A 24,474-nucleotide genomic window follows, 5' to 3' on the forward strand; every position below is an offset into this window, starting at 1 on the left:
TTCGACGGAGATCACCCAATGAACAAGCCTGTATCGCTTACCCCTTCCGCGCCACCTGCCGCATCGACCATGGCAGACCTGATTGCCGAGCACTCGACCTGGACGCAGAAGGCGCTTTCCATGGGCGGCGAAGAACGGATCGCCAAGCAACATGCCCTGGGCAAACTGACCGTGCGCGAGCGCATCGACTACCTGCTCGACCCAGGCAGTTTCCAGGAGTACGGCCGCTTTACCTCGCACTACACTTCTGACATCCCGACGGTCGATACGCTCACCCCGGCCGACGGCGTGGTCATGGGCTTTGGCTTGATCAACGGTCGTCACGTCTGCGTGGTCGGAGAAGATTTCACCGTCAAGGGTGGCTCCCATGGCGTGATCAACGCACGCAAGAAACTGCACGCCATCCAGATGGCCCGGCGCGAGCGGGTGCCGTTGATCTGGCTGCTGGATGGTGCCGGTGCCCGTGGCCAGGAGCTGATGAACGATGGGCTGCCGGACGTCACGCACTTTCTGGAACAAGCGCGCCTGTCCGGCGTGGCACCGCAGATCGGCCTGGTGCTGGGCCCGTGCGCCGGCGACAGCGCGTTGGTCGCGGCGGGGAGCGAATTTGTCGTGATGCGCAAGGGCAACGCCATGCTGGCAGCGGGCGGCCCGCCGGTGGTCAAGGCCGCCACCGGTATCGACGTGAGCAAGGAGGACCTGGGCGGCAGTTCGATTCACACCCGCATTTCCGGGGTCGCAGACAACGAAGTGGAAACCGATGAAGCCGCGCTGGCCCTCGCCCGGGACTTTTTATCCTACCTGCCGCAGAACGCGTGGTGCTGGCCTGAACGAGGCCCGGCAAAACCACCCCATGCCGTTGACCTCGACACGATTGTGCCGGCCCAGAAACGGCGCGCCTATGACATGAAAACCCTGATCCGCGGCGTGGTTGACGCCGACAGCTTCCTGGAGATCAAACCCGAATACGCGAAAATGATCCTCACCGGGTTTGCCCGCATGGACGGCCACCCCGTCGGCGTCATCGCCAACCAGCCGATGGTCCATGCCGGCGCCATCACCGCTGCCGCGGCAAAAAAAGCCCAGCATTTCGTTGAACTGTGCTCGGCCTATCACGTGCCGTTGGTGTTCCTGGAAGATGTGCCGGGGGTAATGACCGGCCCGCAGGCCGAAAAGGAAGGCACGCTGCGCGCGGGCCTGGCGCTGGTCAATGCGCTGGCTTGGGCCGATGTGCCGAAGGTCACTATTGTCATCCGCAAGGCCTTCGGTTTCGCGGCCTGCGCCATGGCCGGCTGGGGCGGCGAACAAAGCTACGTCGGCGCCTGGTTGACGGCAGATTTCGCCTCGCTGCCGGTCTCGGGCGGGGTGGCGGCTGCCTTCAAACGCGAGATCGAAGCCGCACCCGACCCGGTGCAGGCGCAGCGCGAGATCGAAGCGCGCTTCAGTGGCGGCACCGGCCCTTACAACGCCGCCGCCCGATTTACCGTGCACGACATCATTGCGCCCAGCGAGACCCGTGGGCGGATACTCCATGCCCTGTCGCTGGCTCGCTGCAGAAGAACGGCGGCGCCGGTACCGGTGGCCAAATATGGAGTAGCGCCCTGACGCTTGAAGACTGACCCTTTACGACGAATCGACCCGTACTGATCAGGGAGGAAAACAATGACAACAATAATCCGCAAAGACCCGAGAATCCCCGCCCGCGAAGAATGTGTGGTGCGCTACCTCCTGGACCGCTGGGCAACCGAGCGACCCGACGAACCTTTTGCCGTTTTCTGGCGCGGCGCGACCCTGACCTACCGGCAGATGCGCGATGCCGCGATCAGAGCCGCCGCTGGCCTGGCCGCACTGGGGGTCAAGCAAGGCGACACGGTGGTGGTGTGGCTGCCCAACGGCCAGCGCTGCCTGGAAACCTGGTTCGGCATCAACTGGCTGGGCGCGACCTATGTCCCCATCAACCTGGCGTACCGGGGGCACATCCTCGAACATGTGATCGAGAACGCTGCCGCCCGCCTGATCATCGCCCATGCCGACCTGCTCGAGCGCCTGGAGCGCATCGACCTGTCCTCCCTCGAATCGGTGGTCGTGGTCGGCGCAGGCTCGCCCGGCTCCGTGGCGGGCTTGCAGGTGTTCGCCGAAACGGCGCTCGACGGTGACCCTGGGCAGGTGCCCGAGCTGGCGCGCCCGATCGAACCGTGGGACCTGCAATCGATCATCTACACCTCCGGGACCACGGGCCCTTCCAAGGGTGTGATGTCCAGCTATGCGCACCTGTGGGCCATGTCCGGTACCGATGGCTTCAGGATGGTCACCGCCCAGGACCGCTATTGCTGCAACTTGCCGCTGTTCCATGTGGGCGGGACGATTCCGGTGCTCGGCATGCTCTCGCGTGGCGGCTCGGTCGCCATCATCGGCACATTCAGCACCAGCGAATTCTGGAACCAGATCCGCGAGACCCAGTCGACCTGCGTTCTGTTGCTCGGCGCGATGGCGACCTTCATGGTCAAGCTGCTACCGTCTGCGGCCGATCGCGAACACACGTTGCGCACCGCGATCATCGTGCCACTGGCCGAAGACGCCGTGGCGTTCTCCCAGCGCTTCGGGGTCACGGTATGGACGCTGTACAACATGTCGGAAATTTCCACGCCTCTGGTGTCGGCGCCCAATCCGCCCAAGTCCGGCATTTGCGGCAAGCCACGGGACGGCGCTCGGGTCCGGCTGGTGGACGAAAACGACTGCGAGGTCGGACCTGGCGAGGTCGGTGAACTGCTGGTGCATGCCGATGCGCCTTGGTCGCTCAACAGTGGCTATTTTCGCGACGCACAGGCCACCGCTTCGGCCTGGCGCAACGGCTGGTTTCATACCGGCGATGCGTTTCGAGTGAACGAGGACGGCGACTGGGTGTTCTTCGACCGCATGAAGGACTCCATCCGCCGTCGCGGCGAGAACGTGTCGTCGTTTGAAGTTGAAGTCGAAATTGCCGCCCACCCGGCGGTCAACGAGGTGGCAGTGGTCGGGGTGCCCAGCGACATGTCGGAGGAGGAAATTCTCTGCGTGATTGCCTGTGTCGAGGGCATGAGCGTCGACCCGATCGACCTGATCGACTTCCTCAAGCCCCGCATGGCGCATTTCATGGTGCCACGTTACATCCGCATCGTGCCGGCCCTGCCGCGCACGCCCACGGCAAAGATCCGCAAGCACGCCCTGCGCGACGATGGCATCACGGCCGACACCTGGGACCGAGAAGCCGCCGGTATCTATATCCGCCGTGAAATCGTCGGCTAGGCAACGACTGGAGGTCATCCCATGCACAACTACCCCAACGTCCAACTGTTCATCAACGGCCTCTGGTGCGATGCCATCGGCGGGGAAACCCTGCCCATCACCGACCCGGCCACGGAACATACCATTGGCCACGCCGCCCTCGCCCGCCAGCCCGACCTGGACCTGGCCTTGCAGGCCGCCGACGCCGGTTTCAAGGTGTGGCGCGAAACCGGTGCGCTCGAACGTTCCAGGCTGATGCGCAAGGCCGCCGACCTGCTGCGCGCCCGCAGCGAAGCCATCGCCTACATGATGACCCGCGAGCAAGGCAAGCCACTGGCCCAATCACGCATGGAAATCGCCGGCGCCGCCGATACCATCGACTGGTTCGCCGAAGAAGCCCGGCGCACCTATGGCCAGGTCATCCCGGCCCGGCTCAGCGGCGTGCAGCAGATCGTCGTGAAGATGCCAGTCGGGCCAGTCGCCGCCTTCACCCCCTGGAACTTCCCGATCAACCAACTGGTTCGCAAGCTCTCGGCGGCCGTCTGTACCGGTTGCTCGATCATCGTCAAGGCGGCCGAGGAGACGCCGGCGTCGGCGGCCGAGCTGATCCGCGCGTTCGCCGACGCCGGCATTCCAGCCGGCGTGGTCAACCTGGTGTACGGCGTGCCGGCCGAGATTTCCAGCTATCTGGTGGCCCATCCGATCATCCGCAAAATCTCCTTTACCGGCTCGACGCCAGTGGGCAAGGACCTCGCCGCGCTGGCCGGCAAGCACATGAAGCGGGCCACGATGGAACTGGGCGGCCACGCGCCGGTGTTGATTTTCGACGACGCCGATATCGACAAGGCCATCGCGGTGACCGCCCTGGCCAAATATCGCAATGCCGGCCAGGTGTGCGTGGCCCCCACGCGCTTTCTGGTGCAGGAAGCCGTGGCCGAGCGATTCATCAAAGGCTTCATCGAAGCCGCCCGGGACATCAAGGTCGGCAATGGCCTGGAACAGGACACTGCCATGGGCCCGCTCGCCAACGGACGGCGCGTCAGCGCGTTGCTGGCGTTGGTGGCGGATGCCGTCAGCCAGGGCGCGCGGCTTGAAACCGGCGGCCACCGTATCGGCCACGAAGGCTATTTTTTCGAGCCGACAGTGCTGAGCCAGGTGCCGATCTCGGCCAGGATCATGAATGAAGAACCCTTCGGCCCCGTGGCTATCATCAACCGCTTCACCGATTTCGCCGAGGCCATCGGCGAAGCCAACCGCCTGCCCTACGGCCTCGCTGCCTACGCCTTCACTGGGTCGGCGCAGACCGCCTATGCGTTGGGCCGGGAGATGGAGACCGGCATGCTGAGCATCAACCACAACGGCATGGCGCTGGCAGAGGTGCCCTTTGGCGGGATCAAGGATTCGGGGTATGGCACCGAAGGCGGATCGGAGGCGGTGGAGTCTTATCTGGAAAGTCGGTTCATCACGCAAATGAATGGGTGAGGTTAGCCACCGGCACGATCATTCCAATAGCTGCTGGCGCGGCGACTTGCTGAACCCTGACAGCGTGGCAATCACCAACCCCAGCAGGCTCATCCCCCACCACCACGGCTGACTCGCCTGTGCCAGGCCGAGGCCCTGGCGCAGGCCAGCGTGCATGACGCTGCCGATACCCGCCACACCCCAGCAGGCACCCAGCTGCCGGCTGGTCGACAGGATGGCAGCCGTCACCCCGGTACGTGACGGCTCCAGGCGGCTGACGGCTATCGTGGTGATGGCGGGGTTCACCAGTCCCATGCCTGCGCCAAAAAGACCGTAGGCGCCCCCTATCAGGCCGAGGCTGGTCTGCGCACCGATCTGCGCCAGCAGCGCACTGCTGATCATCAGCGCCGCCCCTGCCATCAGCAAAGACGGCCGCGGGCCGTAGCGGCCGACCAGGCGACCCGACCATGGGCCGCACAGGCTCGCCATCACCGCCAGCGGCAGTGAGCACAGTGCGGCCTGCAGGATGCTGTAGCCGCGCTGGTGTTGCAGGTACAGCGCATTGAAGAACAGCAGCGCGGCGAACCCGGCAAACATGATCAAGGCGATGCCGATTGCCCCGCTGAACGGCAGATTGGCAAAGAGGTGCATCTCCAGCAGCGGCTCATCCTGCCGACGCTCCCACGCGATCAACAGCGCCACGCAAACCGCCGAGAGTCCCAAGGCGCCGAGGATCCAGGGTGCCCCCCACCCCAGGCGCTGGCCTTCGATTACCCCATAGGTCAGGCTGCCCAGGACCACCATCAGCAAGCCCTGCCCCAGCGGGTCGAACGCACGCGCCGTGGACGGCGTCGACTCAGGGATGCAGCGCGCCGTCAGGACAAGCGCTGCCACCCCGATGGGCAGGTTGATGAGGAAGATGGCCCGCCAGCCAAACGCTTCGCTCAGCACGGCGCCAGCGATCGGCCCCAGCCCCAAGGCCACTCCGAAGGTAGCACCCCAGATCCCGATGGCGCGAGCGCGGGCCTGGGGCTCGGGATGGGTGCGTACGATGATGGACAGCGCTACGGGATTGAGCATCGCCGCCCCGCTCCCTTGCAGGAACCGAGAACCGATGAGCCAATGCACATCGGGCGCCGCGCTGCACAGCAGCGAAGCACTGGTAAACACTGCAAGACCGACCTGGAACGTGCGTTTCTGACCGAAGCGATCGGACACCGACCCCATCACCAAGAGCAGGCAGGCAACCGTCAGGGTGTAGCCGTCGATCACCCACTGCACCTCCTGGAAGCTGCCGCCCACGCCCGATTCAATCGCCGGGATCGCGACATTCACCACCGTGGCGTCCATCCCGACCACCAACAGGCTCAAGCAGCAGATGCCCAGCACCAGGCCCGGCCGAACCGCGTCAGGCGAGTGCATCGACAAGCTCCTGGGTACTCCTGACCCGGGCGATCAACGGGAAGATCGTGGTCATCGCAAATTCATGGGCCGCGGCGCTGAGGGAAGAACAGGCATCCGCCGCGATGACCACTTGCAAGCCCAGGGAAGTGGCCTGCCGGGCCGTGGACTCGACACCGAAGTTTGTCGCGATCCCCCCAAGAATGAGGGTGTCGATGCCCCGCTCCTGCAACGCGTCTTCCAGCCCCGTCATGCTGCCGAACGCCCCCCAATGGCGCTTGGTGATCAATAGATCGCCGTCCTGAAAACCTGCCTCAGGCACCAGTCGCGAGGCGCTGGCAGGAATCGGTTGGTCACTGGGCCCATGGAGAGCGTGATCGACGCTCAGCGGCAACATGTTGCTCAGGTCGACGCGCACATAGACCACGCAGGCCCCTGCTCGGCGGCAGGCCTGCGCCAACGTACGGGACGCCTTGAGTACGTCTTGAGCCGCAAGCGGTTGCACGGGCAGGCCGACGATCCCTGCCTGCAAATCGATGAGCACAAGGGCCGTCTTGCTGGGGTCGAGTTGGATTGTCATGGTGTTTTCCTGAAGTCGAGTGGGTAGTCGACTTTTAGCCTAAGCCTGCCCAGGGTCAAAGTCGAGGGGGTAGTCGACTTTTTTCATGACCCTGCTAGAATGGCCTGCATGACGACCTCTACCTCCCCCGATCGACGCCAGCCACTGCAAGCCAGGGCGGCCGCACGCCGTGCGCGTTTTCTCGAAGTGGCCACGCAGTTGATTGGCACAAAGGGCTACGAGGCGGTGAGCATGAAGGCCATTGCGCAAGTGGCCGGCGCTTCGGTCGGCACGCTCTATGACTATTTTCCCGACAAGCCGGCGGTAGCGCTCGCCTTGCTTGCCGACTACGCCGACGAGCTGGATGCCTATTGGGCCAGGGTCTTCGCCGAGCCGCCAGCCCCCTGCGCCGAGGCCTTCGCGGACCAACTCATGGATGCGGTACTTGGCTTCGTGCAGGCGCGACCGGCGTACCTGCCGCTCATCAGCAGCCCCGTCGCCTATTCGCGCTCCACGGCCCAACGCCAGCCACTCAGACACACCATTGCAGGCGCGCTGCAGCACGCCAACACGCGCTTGTCAGCCGAGCGCGCGCATTTGGCGGCGAACGTCATTGTCGAGTTGTTCAAGGCGCTGCTTGCTGTATTGGAACGCAGTGCTCCCGAAGAGAATCAGCGGGCGATCGACGAATTCAGACTGTTGATGAAGCTTTATCTGGATCAACTCATGCTCCAGGCCTGACACCCGATGTGCCGCGGCATGACCGGGTTGCCCACTCGCCTCAAGCCTGGCTGACGGAGCCGTGACTGCTCAGACGCAACAAAAGCTCATCCATCAAGGCGAGCTCGCCTGCGCTCAAAAGCCGGCAAGCGCCCAGCCGGGCTCGCAAAGTGGCCGCGGCACTGGCCACCGAGTCGTCCAGCAGCGGCGCCGGAGCGGTCGTGATCGCTGCGATGATCGCCTCGCGTGCCTGCGCCGCCAGGTCGAAGGGCATGGAGGCCGAGGGCTGGGCAATCAAGCTGGTCATCGCTCCCGTGGCTGCCGCATGCACCAGGGCCACGGCCCGCTCTTCGCTACCGCGCAGACGCCCGGCTTGCGCAATCGCCCGGATCCGCAACTCAAGAACCTCGAGCCCTGATGCCGCCGCCGGTGAATGAGGGTGGCGGCTCATGATCCTGAACAACGCCGGGTGCGCCAGGCCAAATGCCACGTAATGGTCCCACCCATGGCGCAGGGCCTCGATGGGATCGGGGTTCACGGCCTTATCCTGTTTGCCGGCGACGAAGGCGGCCAGTTCGGCTTCAGCCACGGCATCGAGCAAGGCGTCCTTGTCGCCGATCAGCCGGTAGAGCGTAGGCGCTTGCACACCGGCGGCCAGCGCGACTGCGCGCGTGGTCGCGGCCTCGCTGCCTTCATTGCGGATCAGGGCGGCGGCGGCGGCGATAATTCGGTCACGGACCTGAAGGGATGAAGTTTCGCTCATCGCCGGCTCAATGAGGCGCGACGGAAGATGGCGCAGCGTCTGCCGATGGCCCGAGCACCTGCGCGAGCACATCGCGCATGGTCTTGGGCCGGCGCCCGAGCAGCCCTTCAAGCGCAGGGTCTACGGTGGCAAAGTCACCGCGCCGTGCTGCCTGGTACATACCCAGCAGCATCCCCGCGATGGCGGCAGGACGACCCTGGGCCACGGCTTCGTCGAGCCACTGTTCATCGGTCAGGGTGACGTGCCTGATTTCGCGGCCGGTCAAGCGAGAGGCGATGTCCGCCAGATCAGCCATGGTGAAGGCTTCGGGCGCCGTCAGCGCAGGGGTGATTGAATCCAGGCGCCCTTCCTCGCTGAGCAGGATGGCATCGGCCTCGGCCAGATCAGCGCGCGTGGTCCAGCTGACCGGACCGTCCTCCGGCACCCGCAATTCACCGATCTCGAACGCCCGGCCAATCATGTGCAGCCCGCTTTCAGCGTAAAAACCGTGACGCAACGAAGTGAAGCAGGCCCCGGCCTCCGCCAGCATCGCTTCGGTGGCGGCATGATCAACGGCGGCTAAAAAAGGCGAGTCCGCCCGGGCCCCCATGTGGCTGGTGTACAGGACCCGCCGCACACCGGCCGCGCGGGCCGCGGTGATGGCCGTGCGGTGCATGCACAACGCCGTTTCGCCCAATTGGTTGACCGAGACAAGCAATGCCTGCCCTGCCCCTGCGAAGACGGCGGGCAAGCTTTCCGGGACGGTGAAGTCACCCTGGCGAACCTGCACCCCCAGCGCCTGCAATGGGGCCAGTGGGTGGAGGTCTCGAGCGCTCGCCACGATGTGGGCCGGCCCCACCCGGCTTGCGAGCTGACTCACTATCCCTTGGCCCAGCTGTCCCGAAGCACCTGTCACTACGATCATTTCAGCCACCTGTTATCACTGTTAATTTTTTATTGATATCATTGATAACATGGACGGGCAAGGATTGCTACCCGTCTCGGTAACGGGAACCACGCTGCCGGCGCGACCTACAGGGCCTGCAAAAGCCGTTGAGCAGCGGCGATGACGGGGGCATCGACCATCTTGCCATTCAAGCGAAAAGCACCTGGGGCACTTCGTGCCGCATCCACGACCTGCCGGGCCCATTCGACTTCCTCAGGCGTAGGCTCGAACACACGATTGGCGACCTGTACCTGGCTCGGATGAATGCATAGCATCCCGCCAAATCCCATGCCCAACGCGTCCTGGGCAAACGCTGCCAGCCCCTCGAGATCGGAGAACGCAGGGAACACGGTATCGAGTGGCCGGGCCAGTCGAGCCCGAGCCGTTGCCAGCAGTATCTGATACCTGACTTGATCGAAGATGCGACTGGCCGAGGCGCTCTGGGCGCGCAAACCGAGATCCAGCGCTAGATCCAGGGCCCCGAACGTCAAACGCTCGACCCCTGCCCCCGATGCAATCACCGCAAGAAACTCCAGCCCCTTGGCACTTTCGATCAGTGGCCAGACCCGCTTGCCTGTGGAGGCCACATGCTCCACCTGGCCGGCAGACTCTGCCTTGGGCAGCAGGATCGCAGATATCTCGGGAAAACGACTGCAGAAATCCAGGTCGTTCTGATGCTCGGGATGGTCACTCGCATTGATGCGTACAACCACGCGCAAGCGAGGATTGGCCGTGAGGTAGATGCCCAGGTTCTCGCGGGCCTGGCATTTCATGGTCTCCTCGACGGCATCTTCGAAATCAACAATGATCCGGTCTGCACCGGTCGCGATGGCCTTGTCGAACCGCTCCGGCCGGCTGCCTGGAACGAACAAGGCACTTTTGACCGAGGGCTCCAGCTGCATGCTCATATGGCACCTGCGATTTTTAACTGCTCAATGTCACGGGGTGAGTAGCCCAGCTCGGTCAGGATGGACTCACTGTGCTCGCCCAGGGCAGGTATCGCGTCCATGCGCGGGCTGAACGCGCTGTTGGCCCCGGGAGGCAGCAACGCCGGCAGGGCACCTTGCGGGCTCCCTACCTCTACCCAGCGGTTTCGTGACTTGAGTTGTGGGTGCGCCCACACGGCGTGCATGTCGTTGACCTTGGCGTTGGCGATAGGTGCTTGATCCAGCCGCTTTACCACCTCATCGATGCCAAGGGCCGCGAAGCACTCCACGATGATCGCGCGCAATTCGCTACGGTGCGAAGAGCGCCTGGCATTCGAGTTGAAACGTTCATCCGCCAGCAGTCCAGGCTTGCACAGGACATGCTCACAAAACAGCGCCCACTCTCGCTCGTTCTGCAGGCCGAGCATGATCGTGTCGCTGTCCCCGACCGGGAACGGGCCATAGGGATAAATAGTCGAGTGAGCAGCCCCCGCCCGTGGCGGGGGCTCTGCCCCGTCGAATGCGTAATACATCGGGTAGCCCATCCACTCCACCAGGCTTTCGAGCATGCTCACGTCAACGCGACTCCCCAGCCCTGTTTTTCCTCTGAGCAGGAGTGCCGAAAGTATGCCCGTGTAGGCATACATCCCAGCGGCAATGTCAGCAATGGAGCAACCCGCCTTCGCGAGTTGATCTTCGCCTGCCCCGCCGGTTACGGACAGAAACCCTCCTTCGCTCTGGATCAGCAGGTCGTAGGCTTTTTTCTGCTCATAGGGCCCCCCCTCGCCGTACCCCGAGATATCGCAGACGATCAGTTTGGGAAACCGCTCATGAAGAGCATCGAAGGACACGCCCATGCGTGCAGCGGCGCCGGGTGCCAGGTTCTGCACGAGCACGTCGGCCTTTGCCAACAGCTCATCAAGGATTGAATCGGCCCCCGGCTTTTTCACATCCAGTGTCAGGCTTTCCTTTGACCGGTTGGTCCAGACGAAATGGGATGCCAGCCCCTTCGTGCGGGTGTCATAGGCCCGTGCGAAATCGCCGACGGCCGGTCGCTCGATCTTGATCACGCGAGCCCCCATATCCGCGAGTTGGCGGGTACAGAACGGCGCCGCAATGGCATGTTCCAGGCTGACAACAGTGATGCCATCCAAGGGACGAGCCGCATGGGTAATTTCGTTCATCTTGAAGCTCCGTTAGCATGGCGTTGGGTGTCGCTCATGGTCGACTCCTAGAAGCTGCGGGGCAGGTCAAGCAAATGCTCGGCGACGTAAGAAAGAATGAGGTTGGTCGAGATAGGGGCAACCTGATACAGCCGGGTCTCTCGAAACTTGCGTTCAACGTCGTATTCGCAGGCAAAACCAAAGCCGCCGTGGGTCTGCAGGCAAGCGTTTGCCGCCTCCCATGAAGCCTTGGCGGCAAGGTACTTGGCCATATTTGCACTGGCTCCAGCAGGTGATCCGCTGTCGTACTCCTCGCAGGCCCGGTAACGCATGAGGTCTGCGGCTTCGACCTCGATGTGAGCTTCTGCTATGGGAAATTGCACACCCTGGTTCTGGCCGATCGGCCGGCCAAACACCACTCGTTCCTTGGCATACGTCCGGGCTTTCTCGATGAACCAGCGGCCGTCGCCAATGCATTCAGCCGCGATCAGAGTGCGCTCGGCATTCAGGCCGTCAAGGATGTAGCGAAACCCTTTACCCTCTTCGCCAATCAGGCTTGAAGCGGGAAGTTCGAGGTTATCGAAGAACAACTCGTTGGTTTCGTGATTGACCATATTGGCAATCGGTTGGACGGTGAGGCCATTACCAATGGCCTCACGCAGGTCAACCAGGAAGATCGACATGCCCTCGGATTTCTTCGTCACTTCGCCAAGCGGCGTCGTACGGGCCAGCAGGATCATGAGATCCGAATGCTGCACCCGGGAAATCCAGACTTTCTGGCCATTGATGATGTATTTGTCGCCGGTCTTCGTGGCTGTCGTCTTGATCTTGGTGGTGTCGGTGCCGGTCGTGGGCTCCGTGACACCCATCGATTGCAGGCGCAATTCACCACTGGCAAGTTTGGGGAGGTAGTACTGCTTCTGGGCCTCGCTGCCGTGGCGCAGCAACGTGAACAGGTTGTACATCTGGCCATGCACCGTGCCTGAATTACCTCCACAGGCATTGACCTCCTCAAGAATGACCGACGCCTGCGTCAAACCGAGGCCTGATCCGCCGTATTCGACAGGGATCATCGCTGCGAGCCACCCGGCTTCGGTCAGCGCCGTCACGAAGGCCTCGGGGAAGCCTTTTTCCTCATCGATCCTGCGCCAGTAAGCGGCACCGAAACCGGCACACAGGCCTCTGACACCGTCCCGGATCGCATTGAGTTCTTCGCTGTTTCTATCGATCATTGTTGGCGTGTCCCATAGGTAAGGCTCCAGCACGGTTATTCAGTCGAACGCCACCTGCGCCATCTGGGCAGCGCCAGCGCGGTTGCCTGCCCAAAGCTGCGCAGTACCGGCTGCGGTGACATGGCCGCCCACCTCGAACAGATCCGGCAGCACCAGGGGGCGGACGTTTCGAAACGAGAACTGCCGAACCCTGGCGTCCGGGTGGGCGCGCATGAATGCGTCGAGGCTGAGGGTCGCGATCAGGGGGCCGTGCACCACCAGCCCGGCATAGCCCTCGACTGCGGTGGCATAAGGCTCGTCGTAATGAATGCGATGGCTGTTGAAGGTGGCCGCTGAGTAACGGAACAGCAGCGTGGGGGTCGGGCAGATCGGCTCACTCCACTGGCCCTGGGGGATCGGTTCGGCGTGCAGCTTGGGAGGGGTGGGCTCCCGGTAGACGATGTCTTGCTCTTCGCGGACCCGGACATGTCCGCTCTGGGCATATTCATGACCCACCGTGACGAAGAGCAGCTTTCCGGATCGGCCTGTCTTCTCCTCGACACGCACTATTGTCGAAGCGCGAACGGCCTGCAGCCCGGTCTGGAGGGGTTCGATAAATTCGACCCTGCCGCCTGCCCACATCCGGTTGCGGCCATCGGCCTGCGGCAGAAAATCGCCGCGCTGCGGGTGACCATCACGACCCAGCGCCGGCTCGCCCACTGGATCCTGGAAAAAGCACCAGTGCCACAAAGGCGGCAGGGGGGTGTTCAGGCTTGGCGTGTCCACATTGAACGTGGCGGCTACACGCTTGAGGAGGTTGTCGCTCAAAAGATCCGAGGACCGTTCCGTGCGCCCTGACCAATCGGTGAAATGAGCCATGAGTTCGCCACTCAGCAGTTGTTGTTATGGGCTGATCATGAGAGCCTCATGGCGTTCTGAGAAGTAGCGTTTCTTAAACCCCGCGTTTTGAAATGGTTAACACATAGCCAAGGCCTCATCCTCTATGCATCTGGACCTGACCGACCTGCGCCTATTCATCCACATTGCAGAGGCTCCCAGCCTCACGCAAGGCGCCAAGCGCGCATTCATTTCTCCGGCAGCCGCCAGTGTTCGAATCAAGGCGCTCGAGGCCCAGCTCAGCTGCCATTTGCTTTACAGGGGTAGCCAGGGAGTCGAACTGACCGATGCAGGCCACCGCCTGCTCAAGCATGCTCGGCTGATCATGCGCCAGATCGGTTACCTCAAGACCGAGTTTGCGGAGTACGGCACCAACTCCTCGGGGCACATCCGGATATTCGCCAACACCACTGCCGTCACCGAGTTTCTTCCGGAAGTGCTGGCCGGGTTCCTGTCCAGGAACCCCGGCGTTACGGTAGACCTGCAGGAGCGTCTGTCGCGTGACATCGTCCGGGGTGTCCAGGAAGGGGCTACCGATATGGGAATCATCGCCGGCCCTGTGGTTGCCAAGGATTTGCAGGTCTTGCACTTCAGCACTGATCGGCTCGTACTGGTGGTTCCGCAGGGCCATGTGCTGGATACCGGTGTGGCCCTAAGGCTCAGGGACGCCCTGGCTTTCCACCATGTGGGTTTGCAGGAAGGCAGCACTCTGCAGGCGTTCATGCGCGAACAGGCGGAAAAACTGGGTGAGCAGCTCACTTGGCGGATACAGGTCACCAGCTTCGAATCCATCTGCCGGATGGTTGAGGCCGGCGTGGGGATCGGCGTGATCCCCGAGTCAGCGGCGGTCCGCCACAGCCGCACAATGGCGCTGTCGATTGTCCCATTGGATGAACCCTGGGCCGTCAGGGAGCGAAGCATCCTGGTCAGGCAACTGGAGGCTTTGCCAGGCTGTATCAGAGCGCTCATTTCCATCCTGCGCCCGGACGCCATCGACATCCATGCCATGCCCAGCAGTAGCACGTAACGGGGGCGCAGGGGCGCCAGGATGCGGCGATGGGCGGCACTCCTGCTCCGGCGTTGGCAACCGGATCCGCCGCTGTGGTCGTTGCAGAATGCGCCGGGATTAGCCGTCATGACGCGGTTCGACCAACTGCAACTGTTCGATCAAAAAGCGGCCGCCCTTTTCTCCTCTGCCGTTCGAATCCTCTCGATTCAACACCGACATAGCGTGGCAGAACGTGTGGCATCAGGATCCTTTTACCCGGAGTTTGCCGCATTGGTCAGCGAGCTGCTGATGCAACTCCGGGATCAGTCACCAGCCCATCAGGCCCCAGCGTAGAAGCGCTAAGACCGCTTCAGGGGCTTATTTCCTGAACATGTAGCTCTTGGTGTTGGTAAACCCGGCCAGGCCTTCCTGGCCGTTCTCAACCCCCATCCCGGAGAGCTTGTGCCCACCAAACGGAATATCGATGCCGTGGATGTGAATCTCGTTGACCCACACTGTCCCGGTCTCCATGCGCTTGGCGACCGCTATTGCCGCAGCGCGATCAGCGCCCCAGACAGAACCTGCCAGGCCGTAAGGGCTGGCGTTGACCCGGGCGATCACCTCTTCCACGTCATCAAACGCAATGACGGGCAAGATGGGGCCAAAGGGTTCCTCCTGCACGATGCGGCTGTGCTCTGGTGGATTGTCCACAACAGTGATCGGCACGAAATTGCCGGCCAGGCTCTGGTCGATCACACCGCCCAGCGCAACCTTGTAGCCCTGCTGGCGGGTGTCCTCGAACAGATTGATGAGCTTTTCGTACTGCATACGGTTCTGGATCGGCCCCAGGTCAGTGGCCGGATCCATCCCGTCACCGACCTTGACCGTCCTGGCGTACTCTACAAAGGCGGCGGTAAAGGCGGCATGAATGCTGGAATGCACGTAAAGCCGCTTGACGGCAATGCACCACTGCCCAGAGTTGCCGAACGCCGCCCAGAACAAGGGTTTGACGATCGACGGCCAGTCCGCATCGGCCAGGACCACGGCGGCATCGTTGCCGCCCAACTCCAATGTAATGCGCTTGAGATTGGCGGCACCGCTGGCCATTACCCTCTTGCCGGTTGCCGTGCTGCCGGTAAAGCTGATCTTGGCGATGGCGGGGTGTTCCGTGATGATCTGGCCGAGTTCATTGCCCCCGGACAGCACGCTGAGCACGCCCGGCGGTAATACAGACTGGGCGATCTCACCAAAGAACAGCGACGTGAGAGGCGTGTAGGGCGACGGCTTCATTACCATGGTATTACCGGTGATCAGGCAGGGTGCCACTTTCCACAAGCCAAGCAGCACCGGGAAATTCCACGGCGTAATTGCACCCACTACGCCCAGTGGCGTGTGGTGGACCTCGACGACGTGCTCCGCCGTATCCTCGATGACCTGAACTGGAATTTCACGCTTGGCCACTTCCCGAACCCAGTAGATGGCGGCTTCCACTTCCGATTTCGCCTGGCTGTGCCGGGGCTTGCCCTGCTCCAGGGTCAGCAAAGTGATCAGGTCGTCCTGGCGAGCCTCAAGTGCGTCGGCGTATTGCAGGATGTAATTGGATCGGGCCTGCCAAGGCAGGACAGACCAGCTCTTGAACGCTTCGGCCGCCGCCTGGATCGCCTCTTCAAGCTGCTGAGCAGAGGCTTGGGGCGCCTGGGCGATCACCTTGTTCGTGGCGGGGTTCAAGACGTCGAAGGAGCGGTCCGCGTCGACCAGCTTCCCATTAATGGACAGGTGGAAAACCGACGGCAATCCCGCCGCCTGCAGCAGATCCAACGAATGAGCCGTATTCATGGTGCAGTCCTTCTTGTTATGTCTGGATGAGTGAACACATCCTCAAGGCTTGAGGATAGGCTTGAGCACAACACCGCTTTCAGAGTCGGCCACGGCCTGGTTGATGTCTTCCAGATCGTAGTACTTCACTAAACGATCAAATGGAAAACGGCCGGCACGCCAGAGTTCGATCAACTGGGGAATGAACACGTGCGGCACGCTATCGCCCTCGATGATGCCCCGCACACTGCGGCCGAAGAGCAGCGTGTTCATGTCCAGCGATACTTCGGCGCCCAGAGGAGCCGCTCCCACGAGCCCGCAGACGCCTGGAATCGAAAGACAGTCCACCGCCTGGCGAAGCACCTTAGGGCTGGAGGTGCATTCGAGGCTGTACTGAACGCCGCCTTGGGTGATCTCGCGGATGCGATCAAGCGTGTTGCTGGTGCCCGCGTTGATGACATGGGTAGCGCCCAGTTCCAGTGCCAGCTCCAGGCGGCCGTCATTCATGTCAATGGCGATGATGACAGTGCAGCCGATGGCTTTGGCCGCCATGACGGCTGCCAGCCCTACCGAGCCCGCTCCGAACACGGCAATGCTGCTGCCAACGCCAGGTTTGAGCGCATTCATCACCGCTCCAGCACCCGTCTGGATGCCGCAGCCCAGTGGGCCCATCAGCTCCAGAGGGACGTCCTGGGCAATCTTGATCGCATTGCGCTCCGAAACCAGGGCATGCGTCCCGAAAGAAGATTGATTGAAGAAACATCCACAGACAGTGCCACCGTCCTCGCCTTTATAGGGGCTGGTTCCATCGGGCCGATACCCGCCGAAATTCTGTTCGTAGAACGTCGAGCAATACCCGGGCAAGCCTTTCAGGCAGTTGGCGCAGTGGCCGCAACTTGCATAGCTTAGAACGACATGATCTCCAGGCTTGAGGCTTGTCACCTCGCTGCCTACTGCTTCGACTACGCCGGATCCCTCATGACCCAGCACCAGAGGAAGCGGGACCGGGTACCCTTGGTCTCGGACCACCATATCGGTGTGGCACACACCCACACCGACGATTTTCACCAGCACTTCGTCTTTGCGTGGCGTCTCTAGGGTGAGGATTTCAACCACGAAAGGGGCTGATTTCTCGCGAACGACCGCTGCTCTGATTTGCATATTTATTGTTCTCCATGCGCCCCAGGCCAACTTGTTGGTGGTTTGGAAAATGACGAGGGCGCGGCATTTACCACCCTGCATCAGAATACGCGTACGTTGAATCTGCATTCCGAAAAGGGTGCGTTAACCCGCAACGAACGGCCGATTGGCCGCCACGAGCATATAAGGCCCAAAACCTTGCGCGTTAAGCTGATGAGGAATCCCGCGGCACACAGTCGTGGCCAGGTGCCGAGGGACTCGATGCATTTACACGACGCGGCCACCGTCGACCGGCAGTTCAACGCCGTTCAGAAACGCTGCGCCGTCCGTTGCCAGGAATACCGCGACAGCCGCGACATCATCTGGCTTGGCCAAACGGCCCAAGGGGATGGTGGAGAGAAATTTCTGGCGGTTTGCAGGGGTGTCCGGCATGCCCATGAAGTCTTCAAGCAGGGCCGTCTCGCCCATGACCGGGCAGATGTTGTTGACGCGAATGCCGTCCGGCCCCAACTCCACGGCCAAGGATTTGGAAAGCAGGTTAACCGCCCCTTTCGATCCGTTGTACCAGGTCAGGCCAGGGCGCGGCCGAATCCCGGCCACCGAACCGACGTTAATGATCGAGCCACTCTTGCGCTCGCGCATCAATGGCACCACGGCCTTGGTCATGTGGAAGATCGATTTCACGTTGACGGCGAATACTCGATCAAAGGTTTTTTCGTCGACATCCATCAGCGGCTGATTGCGATGCGTGGTCCCTGCATTGTTGACCACGACATCGGGCACGCCGAAGGTCTTCACGCAAAGATCCACGGCCGCTTGAACCTGGTCTGCCTGGGTGACGTCGCAGGCAGAGGCGATCGCGCGGGCGCCGAGTTCATCGGCCAACTTGCTGGCGGCCTCGAAGTTGATGTCTGCGAGGACGACCTTGGCGCCCTCTTCGATATAACGACGTGCGATACAAGCGCCGAAGCCGCTGGCTGCCCCGGTTACGATGGCGACTTTATTATTGAGCTGTGCCATTTTCTTCTCCGTTACCATTAAGAAACCGATTGTTCTTTACAGGCTCAGCCGTGGTGGCTGACTACAGTCTTGGTGATGCTGAACTCCTCCAGGGCCAGGAGGCCTTTCTCACGCCCGTGGCCGCTTTTGCGAATACCGCCAAATGGCAACTCGACACCGCCACCTGCACCGTAGCAATTGATAAACACCTGCCCGCCTTCCAGCCGTTTGGCCATGCGTTGCTGACGTGCACCGTTTTCGCTCCAGATCGAGGCAACCAGGCCATAGTCCGTGCCATTGGCCAGCGCTACAGCATCGTCCTCGTCCTCGAATGACAAGGCCGCGAGCACCGGACCGAACACTTCTTCACGCGCGAGCTTGTGGTCACGTGGAACCGGGCCGAACAACATCGGACGCACGTAATAGCCGCCTTTTGGCAGGTCGTTATCCATGACGCCTTCGGCGATCACCGGCAGATCGGAGTCCTTGCACTCCTGGATGAACTGGTTGACCCGGCCAAACTGAGCCTTGGTAATGATCGGGCCGCAGTCTGGAGAGGTCTCCGGCAGGCCGACACGCACTTCACGGAACCTGGCAGCCACGCGCGCGATGACCTCGTTGTACACCTCTCTCTGAATAAGGACGCGGCTGCCCGCCGAGCAGGTCTGCCCAGCGTTCTGGATAATCGCGCCGACGATCACAGGCACGGCCTTGTCGAGGTCAGCATCGGCAAACACCACCTGAGGGCATTTACCGCCCAGTTCCAGCACACATTTGACGTGGTTGGCAGCGGCAGCGGTCTGAATGGCGACGCCGACATCAGGAGAGCCGGTGAAAGTGATCAGGTTGATACCAGGGTGACCCGCCAGCGCGGCGCCCGCTTCACGACCGTACCCGGTCACGATATTAAGCGCACCGGCCGGCAGACCCGCCAGGGCAGCAATCTCAGCGAAGCGAAGCGACGTCATGCAGGCATCTTCTGCCGGCTTGACGATGGACGCGTTGCCCATGGCCAACGCAGGCGCCAGGGTGCGGCCGAGCATCTGGGCCGGATAGTTCCAAGGGATGATGTGACCCACCACGCCACAGGCCTCTCGGACCACGCTGACCGTGTAGCCAGACAGGTACGGAATCACTTCGCCATGAACTTTATCGGCTGCACCGCCGTAGAACTCAAAGTAGCGCGCCAGCGCCTCGATATCCTTGCGGGCCAGGGCAATGGGCTTACCGGTGTCCCTGGCCTCAATCTCGGCCAGTTCCTCAATGTTCTCCAGCACCCCGTTGCTGATGCGCACCAGAATGCGGCCGCGTTCGGTCGCGCTCAGCCGCCCCCAGTCGCCATTGACGGCCCGGCGCGCGGCCTTGACTGCCAGGTCGATGTCTCCGGGCATGCCCCGGGCGATTTCGGCGTACGCCTCGCCAGTGACAGGTGAGTAGACAGGAATACTCTGCCCGCCCGTAGCAGGGACTTTGCGGCCGTCGATGTAAAGCGTGCTCATGGTTGTGCCTCCATTGGCAGAGAGTGGGTTGATTGCGGGTTCAGGAAGTAATGGTCGCCTCCCCATGAGGTGGTGAGCACGACATCCGGGCGCAAGACCTGCCGCCGGCTGACCTCGGAGGAACATTGGAAGCTCCGAATTTGGGCAACAGCTCGGCAACGACTTCATCCACTTTGAAGGAGTCGGGCTTATCGCCTTCGGCGTAGGCAGGCAGCGTGGAAAGTCCCAGGACTGCACTGGTCATGATCCGCACACACATCAACTTGAGTCGCGGTGGGCCCATAGGAGGTATCTCGATCAGTTTTTGTTGTTTTTATGAAGCTATGTCCTGAGGATGCGCCGCAGCTGCCGTTTACGGAATTTGCAATTCGGTAAGAGGGCGTTTAGCAAAACAAAACGCTGCACACCCCCACCGACCGGCGGCGGCTCCCAGCGTCTGTTCGGTTCCCAGGGGAGTTTCAGGACTTCACTACGGGAAGGGCAATGAGTCGGAACAGCCGATTAGACACTGGCAGGGGCTTTTGGGGTTCTGCCGGAATCATCGCTTGGCGCGAAAGCGGTATTGCCAGTGGCGCATATCGCCTCCTGCCCCGTACCCTGCCGATAGGCACGGCGCTGCTGAATCCTGATCGCGACGAACAGCGGGAAAAACAAGCGGCATTGTGAGACGGTTGACGGGACGACTACCTTGAAAAACGTCGACGTTGTTCATGATCTATATGGCATTCACAAAACCCTGCCCCTAAAATATCGGTAGCTAGCCGCACCAATATCGCCGCGACATTCCTGGAAGCTCGATGAAACTGCGCACTGCTCTGCAACAGACCTCCCTTAGGCAAGCAAAGGTCGTTGCGGGCGCAATTGGCCTTGACCGGGATATCGCCTGGGTCCAGATTGTTGACCATCCCGAAATCACACGGTGGCTCAAAAAAGGCGACCTCCTGCTCACGACGGGTTTCAACTGGCCGGATGAGCAGCACGCCTGTCGAAAATTGATCCGCCAGTTGAGCGAGACCGAGTTGGCCGGCATCGTACTGGCCGTGCCGCGCTTTCATGATTGCTATCCACCCGGGATGCTGGAAGAGGCCCAGGCACTTGGTTTTCCGTTGATGGAACTGCCGTGGGAAGTCGCATTTACGGACATCACCCAGGATGTGCTTGCCAACATCATCAACCAGCAAGCCGAGGCGCTCGAACGATCAGACCGTATTCATCGTGCGCTGACAACGGCCGCACTGGACGCCAGTCATCTGTCGGCGCTCAGCCAGGCATTGACAAGTGCACTTGGACTGGCGGCCATCATCACCACGGTCGACGGTGCTGTGTTGTCTGTCCAAGTGTCACCCACGGACAGTGCGGCTGAGCGGGCGCTTGTCAGCCGGCTTGAACAGGTGTTGTCGAGCCGTGAGTTGGCGAGTGATGCCCAAAGCGCAGTCATTCAGATCCCCGACTGCCCATTGAAACGGTGGCGGGTCGGCGCGCCCGTACGCCTGCAAGGCGTAACGGTCGCGGTGGTGTGGCTTGAAAGCCAGGGACACGAGTTTGACCCATTGCATTCCAGGGCAGTGGAACACGCGGCGGTAATCGCGGCACTGCACCTCTCCCATCTGAGGGCATTGCAGGACCAGGAGAATCGGCTCGGTTATGCGCTGGTTTCCAACCTTCTGGAGGGAAAGCTACCGGATACACCGCAAGCCACGGAGCGGGCGATGGTCTCGGGTTGGGAGGTCGAGCGGGACTATCGTGTCTGTCTGATCTTGCTGCAATTGCCGATCCCCCTCACGCGGGAGGGCTTCAGCAAGCGCAAGGTTCGTGCGGAGGGTGTTCATGAGTTGATGAACCAACTGGCGATGGCACCACTGGTGTCGGTATCGCTCAACCAGATCAGTTTTATCGTTCCGGCATCGTGCGATCCTTCAATCATCTGGAAGGCCCTGCGCAGCGAAGGGGGCGCGATGGCGGTCAGTCGAGTTCACCGAGGCATTGCGGGCATGGCCAAGGGTGCTGCGGATGTGGCGGCGTTGGTGCCGATGCTTCGGCCGGGCCAGTTGCATGCCTTCAACGAAGTCCTGTTTCCCAGAGCGTTGATGGGTGACAGCGAGGCTCGTGACTTGCTGATGGAGCGGTTCATCGGACCGCTGGTTTCGTCAAAGAGCGCCATGATGCTTCTCGACACCTTGTTCGCATTGTCGCGTGAGGGTTTCCAGCTCAATAACACTGCCAAGGCACTGGGAGTCCATATCAGTACCTTACGCTACCGCGTGGAGCGCATAGCTGAATTATTGGATATGTCCCTCGAAGATCCACACACGCGCTTTCAACTACAGGTCGCTGCGCAGATGTATCAGTTGGAGCAGGAGCAGGCCGTTGACAATGGGTGATCGCCGACCTGTATCGCCACCTCGCGATGGCGTGCAGGCGGGACCTCAACGCTGAGCGAGCCCTACGGAAACAAACTTGGTATCCAGGTATTCCTCTATACCCCAATGTCCGCCTTCGCGGCCGATACCACTTGCCTTCATGCCGCCGAAGGGGGCCTGGGGGGTCGACGGAGTGCCGTCGTTGATGCCGATGATTCCGTAGTCCAGTTGTTCCGACAACCGATGTACCGTCTCCAGATCACGGGTCCAGACGTAAGCGGCCAGGCCGAAAGGCGTATCATTGGCGGCCGCGATCACTTCGTCCTCATCGTCGAAGGGTATGATCGGCGCCACAGGTCCAAAGGTTTCCTCCTCCATGATCCTCATGCCGGGGGCGACATCGCGCAAAATGGTAGGTTGGAAATACAGCCCGGATTGTCGCTGTCCGCCTACGACGATCGAGGCGCCTTTGGACACTGCATCTTCGACATGCTCCACGACCTTGTTCAGGCCGTGACGGTCTACCAGCGGGCCGATCTGAGTATCGGCCAAAGCTGGGTCACCCAGTTTCAGCGCGACGACCTTGGTCGACAGAGCGTCCAGCAGCGGCGCCATGATCGAGCGATGAACATAGATGCGATTGGTGCACACGCAGGTCTGCCCAGCGTTGCGAAACTTGCACTGGACTATTTCTTCTGCGGCACGCTGGATATCGGCATCTGCAAACACGATGAAGGGTGCATGCCCGCCCAGTTCGAGCGAAACACGTTTGAGTGTTTTTGCCGACTGTTGATAGAGGTGTACGCCAACCTCAGTACTGCCGGTGAATGTCAGCTTGCGGATTCGACTGTCTGCGAAAAATACGGCCGACACTTGCGCAGGTCGGTTAGAGGTGATCACCTGAAAAGTACCCTCAGGCCCGCCCACCTCTCGCCAATAGCGCTCCAGCAACACAGCGGTAACCGGTGACTGCTCAGCAGGTTTCACAATGACCGTGCAGCCTGCTGCAAGGGCAGGAGCGACCTTGCGCGTGATCATTGCCGCCGGAAAGTTCCAGGGCGTCACTGCGTAAACCGGACCCACAGGCTGGCGTAGCGTATGAAGACGCTTGTGTCGATGCTGGCTGGCGAAGGTCTCGCCATTCAAGCGTTTGGCTTCTTCGGCGTACCACTCGGCAAAACCGGCTGCATACATCACCTCGCCGCGGGCCTCCTGGATCGGCTTGCCCATTTCGGCAGAGATCGCTTGCGCCAGCTCATCGATACCGGCGAGCATCCGCTCGAACCATCGACGCAATAGTTGGCTGCGGGCAAATGCAGTGGTATGGCGCCAGCTTTGAAAGGCCTTGAATGAGCTATCGGCAAACCGAGCGGCTGACTGCGCATCGTGGTCCGTCAATCGGACAAGCTCTTTGCCCGTGGCAGGATTGGTCACCCCGAATGTTGGTAAACCGGGGTGCTCGTTCAAGTCAGTCAATAATCCAAATGATGTCGTCATGGCTATTCATTCCGGATCAAGGGTGCGCAGCAGCAGAAACTGCGCTGGCAACTGCTCGTGCAAACATGCCCAGGGCCCGGTCGATATCGGCAGGAGCGGTCACCAGAGGACACAAAAACCTCACGACGTTGCGATAGACACCGCATTTGATCACCAATAGCCCTTCGCTGCGGGACGCCTCTATGACGCGTTGAGTCAGTTCGGCATCGGGTGTCCTGCCAGGGCGATCAGTCACGAACTCGACGGCGCACATGGCGCCGGTCACGCGCACATCACCTATGCACGAGAAGCGCTGCTCGAGAGCGCCTAACTCGGTCTGGAAGCGAGAGCCAATGGCATTACTGCGTTCCAGCAGGTTTTCTTTTTCGAAAATATCCAGCACGGCAAGCGCTGCGGCGCAGGCCAGTGGATTACCTCCGTATGTACCGCCCAGGCCTCCTGGCTTCGGGGCATCCATGATCTCTGCACGGCCCACGACGCCTGACAGGGGCAGGCCGCCCGCCAGGCTCTTGGCCACGGTGACAAGGTCAGGCTCTATGCCCGAGTGCTGGAACCCGAACATCTTGCCGGTGCGGCCGAAGCCTGTCTGGATTTCATCGCAGATCAGAACGATGCCATGAGCTTGAGTCAACTCCCGGAGCGCGCGCATGAACGCCGGGGGGGCTGCCACAAACCCGCCGTCGCCTTGCACTGGCTCGATGATAATGGCTGCTACGCGCTCGGCGGCAATCTGGGTGTCGAACAATTCCTTGAGTTCGGCAATCGCCATCTCGCTCGTGAGGCCGCGGTAGGTGTTGGGATAGGACAGGTGGTAAACGTCAGGCGCGAAAGGCCCGAAATTCTGCCGGTAGGGCTGGCTCATTCCCGTGAGGCTCATGCCAAGCAG

The 24,474-nt window shown here is 61.6% G+C and carries 20 protein-coding genes; 6 read left to right on the top strand and 14 right to left on the bottom strand.

All coding sequences use genetic code 11. From position 1 onward, the window contains the following. The first annotated feature begins 18 nt into the window (after nucleotides 1-18). Genes HB675_RS16395 through HB675_RS16405 form a run of 3 tightly spaced genes read left to right on the top strand, consistent with a single transcriptional unit; the run spans nucleotide 19 to nucleotide 4,746 of the window. Complete coding sequence (locus tag HB675_RS16395) at nucleotides 19-1,605, top strand: carboxyl transferase domain-containing protein (RefSeq protein ID WP_213879383.1); 1,587 nt, start codon at nucleotides 19-21, stop codon at nucleotides 1,603-1,605. A 57-nt stretch (nucleotides 1,606-1,662) separates the two neighbouring features. Further along, the gene (locus HB675_RS16400) at nucleotides 1,663-3,285 is read left to right on the top strand and encodes an AMP-binding protein (protein WP_213879384.1); all 1,623 of its coding nucleotides are present in this window, start codon (nucleotides 1,663-1,665) and stop codon (nucleotides 3,283-3,285) included. A gap of 21 nt (nucleotides 3,286-3,306) precedes the next feature. Further along, nucleotides 3,307-4,746, top strand: coding sequence for an NAD-dependent succinate-semialdehyde dehydrogenase (locus tag HB675_RS16405; protein ID WP_213879385.1), 1,440 nt, complete (start codon nucleotides 3,307-3,309; stop codon nucleotides 4,744-4,746). Nucleotides 4,747-4,764: 18 nt separating this feature from the next. On the opposite strand, the gene HB675_RS16410 is transcribed toward HB675_RS16405, so the two are convergent. Together HB675_RS16410 and HB675_RS16415 are read right to left on the bottom strand one after the other, a co-directional pair. Next, on the bottom strand, nucleotides 4,765-6,147 hold the full coding sequence (locus HB675_RS16410; protein WP_213879386.1) for an MFS transporter: 1,383 nt from the start codon (nucleotides 6,145-6,147) through the stop codon (nucleotides 4,765-4,767). Further along, nucleotides 6,134-6,706: an isochorismatase family protein gene (locus HB675_RS16415; RefSeq protein WP_213879387.1), complete on the bottom strand. Its 573-nt coding sequence runs from the start codon at nucleotides 6,704-6,706 to the stop codon at nucleotides 6,134-6,136. The genes HB675_RS16410 and HB675_RS16415 overlap by 14 nt, the downstream gene beginning before the upstream one ends. A 108-nt stretch (nucleotides 6,707-6,814) precedes the next feature. Here HB675_RS16415 and HB675_RS16420 point away from each other — a divergent pair, with 108 nt between their 5' ends. Further along, nucleotides 6,815-7,426, top strand: a complete 612-nt coding sequence (locus HB675_RS16420; RefSeq protein WP_213879388.1) for a TetR/AcrR family transcriptional regulator — start codon at nucleotides 6,815-6,817, stop codon at nucleotides 7,424-7,426. Between the two features lie 40 nt (nucleotides 7,427-7,466). Here the strand turns inward: HB675_RS16420 and HB675_RS16425 are convergent, their stop codons facing one another. The 6 genes from HB675_RS16425 to HB675_RS16450 all read right to left on the bottom strand — a co-directional run bounded on the left by HB675_RS16425 (nucleotide 7,467) and on the right by HB675_RS16450 (nucleotide 13,272). After that, the gene (locus tag HB675_RS16425; RefSeq protein ID WP_213879389.1) at nucleotides 7,467-8,168 is read right to left on the bottom strand and encodes a TetR/AcrR family transcriptional regulator; all 702 of its coding nucleotides are present in this window, start codon (nucleotides 8,166-8,168) and stop codon (nucleotides 7,467-7,469) included. Between the two features lie 7 nt (nucleotides 8,169-8,175). Further along, nucleotides 8,176-9,072: an NAD(P)H-binding protein gene (locus tag HB675_RS16430; RefSeq protein WP_213879390.1), complete on the bottom strand. Its 897-nt coding sequence runs from the start codon at nucleotides 9,070-9,072 to the stop codon at nucleotides 8,176-8,178. A 107-nt stretch (nucleotides 9,073-9,179) separates the two neighbouring features. Further along, complete coding sequence (locus tag HB675_RS16435; RefSeq protein WP_213879391.1) at nucleotides 9,180-10,001, bottom strand: CoA ester lyase; 822 nt, start codon at nucleotides 9,999-10,001, stop codon at nucleotides 9,180-9,182. Beyond that, nucleotides 9,998-11,203, bottom strand: a complete 1,206-nt coding sequence (locus tag HB675_RS16440) for a CaiB/BaiF CoA-transferase family protein (protein WP_213879392.1) — start codon at nucleotides 11,201-11,203, stop codon at nucleotides 9,998-10,000. Before HB675_RS16440 ends, HB675_RS16435 begins: the two co-directional genes overlap by 4 nt. 47 nt (nucleotides 11,204-11,250) lie before the next feature. Continuing rightward, a complete protein-coding gene (locus HB675_RS16445; RefSeq protein WP_213879425.1) occupies nucleotides 11,251-12,411 on the bottom strand; it encodes an acyl-CoA dehydrogenase family protein in 1,161 nt (386 codons plus the stop codon). A gap of 42 nt (nucleotides 12,412-12,453) precedes the next feature. Continuing rightward, nucleotides 12,454-13,272 carry a transposase gene (locus tag HB675_RS16450; RefSeq protein ID WP_213879393.1) on the bottom strand — a complete coding sequence of 273 codons (819 nt, stop codon included), beginning with the start codon at nucleotides 13,270-13,272 and terminating at the stop codon, nucleotides 12,454-12,456. Between the two features lie 124 nt (nucleotides 13,273-13,396). Here HB675_RS16450 and HB675_RS16455 point away from each other — a divergent pair, with 124 nt between their 5' ends. Beyond that, nucleotides 13,397-14,317 (top strand): LysR substrate-binding domain-containing protein, encoded by a 921-nt coding sequence (locus HB675_RS16455; RefSeq protein ID WP_213879395.1) that lies wholly within the window; start codon nucleotides 13,397-13,399, stop codon nucleotides 14,315-14,317. 339 nt (nucleotides 14,318-14,656) lie between these two features. Here the strand turns inward: HB675_RS16455 and HB675_RS16460 are convergent, their stop codons facing one another. The 4 genes from HB675_RS16460 to HB675_RS16475 form a co-directional block, all read right to left on the bottom strand. Continuing rightward, entirely contained in the window at nucleotides 14,657-16,096 is a 1,440-nt protein-coding gene (locus HB675_RS16460; RefSeq protein WP_256737581.1) for an aldehyde dehydrogenase family protein, read from the bottom strand. Between the two features lie 60 nt (nucleotides 16,097-16,156). Next, the gene (locus HB675_RS16465) at nucleotides 16,157-17,362 is read right to left on the bottom strand and encodes an NAD(P)-dependent alcohol dehydrogenase (protein WP_345945774.1); all 1,206 of its coding nucleotides are present in this window, start codon (nucleotides 17,360-17,362) and stop codon (nucleotides 16,157-16,159) included. Between the two features lie 138 nt (nucleotides 17,363-17,500). Next, nucleotides 17,501-18,253: an SDR family oxidoreductase gene (locus HB675_RS16470; RefSeq protein ID WP_213879399.1), complete on the bottom strand. Its 753-nt coding sequence runs from the start codon at nucleotides 18,251-18,253 to the stop codon at nucleotides 17,501-17,503. A gap of 44 nt (nucleotides 18,254-18,297) precedes the next feature. Then, nucleotides 18,298-19,731: an aldehyde dehydrogenase family protein gene (locus tag HB675_RS16475; RefSeq protein ID WP_213879401.1), complete on the bottom strand. Its 1,434-nt coding sequence runs from the start codon at nucleotides 19,729-19,731 to the stop codon at nucleotides 18,298-18,300. Nucleotides 19,732-20,528: 797 nt separating this feature from the next. Here HB675_RS16475 and HB675_RS16480 point away from each other — a divergent pair. Continuing rightward, entirely contained in the window at nucleotides 20,529-22,112 is a 1,584-nt protein-coding gene (locus HB675_RS16480; protein WP_213879403.1) for a PucR family transcriptional regulator ligand-binding domain-containing protein, read from the top strand. Nucleotides 22,113-22,157: 45 nt separating this feature from the next. Here the strand turns inward: HB675_RS16480 and HB675_RS16485 are convergent, their stop codons facing one another. Together HB675_RS16485 and HB675_RS16490 are read right to left on the bottom strand one after the other, a co-directional pair. Further along, complete coding sequence (locus tag HB675_RS16485) at nucleotides 22,158-23,588, bottom strand: NAD-dependent succinate-semialdehyde dehydrogenase (protein ID WP_213879405.1); 1,431 nt, start codon at nucleotides 23,586-23,588, stop codon at nucleotides 22,158-22,160. A gap of 16 nt (nucleotides 23,589-23,604) precedes the next feature. After that, nucleotides 23,605-24,474 (bottom strand): aminotransferase class III-fold pyridoxal phosphate-dependent enzyme (locus HB675_RS16490; protein WP_213879407.1); only part of this gene is annotated, 870 nt, incomplete at its 5' end.

Origin of the sequence: Pseudomonas sp. dw_358 (genome assembly GCF_018449655.1) — a bacterium.
Lineage (GTDB): Bacteria > Pseudomonadota > Gammaproteobacteria > Pseudomonadales > Pseudomonadaceae > Aquipseudomonas.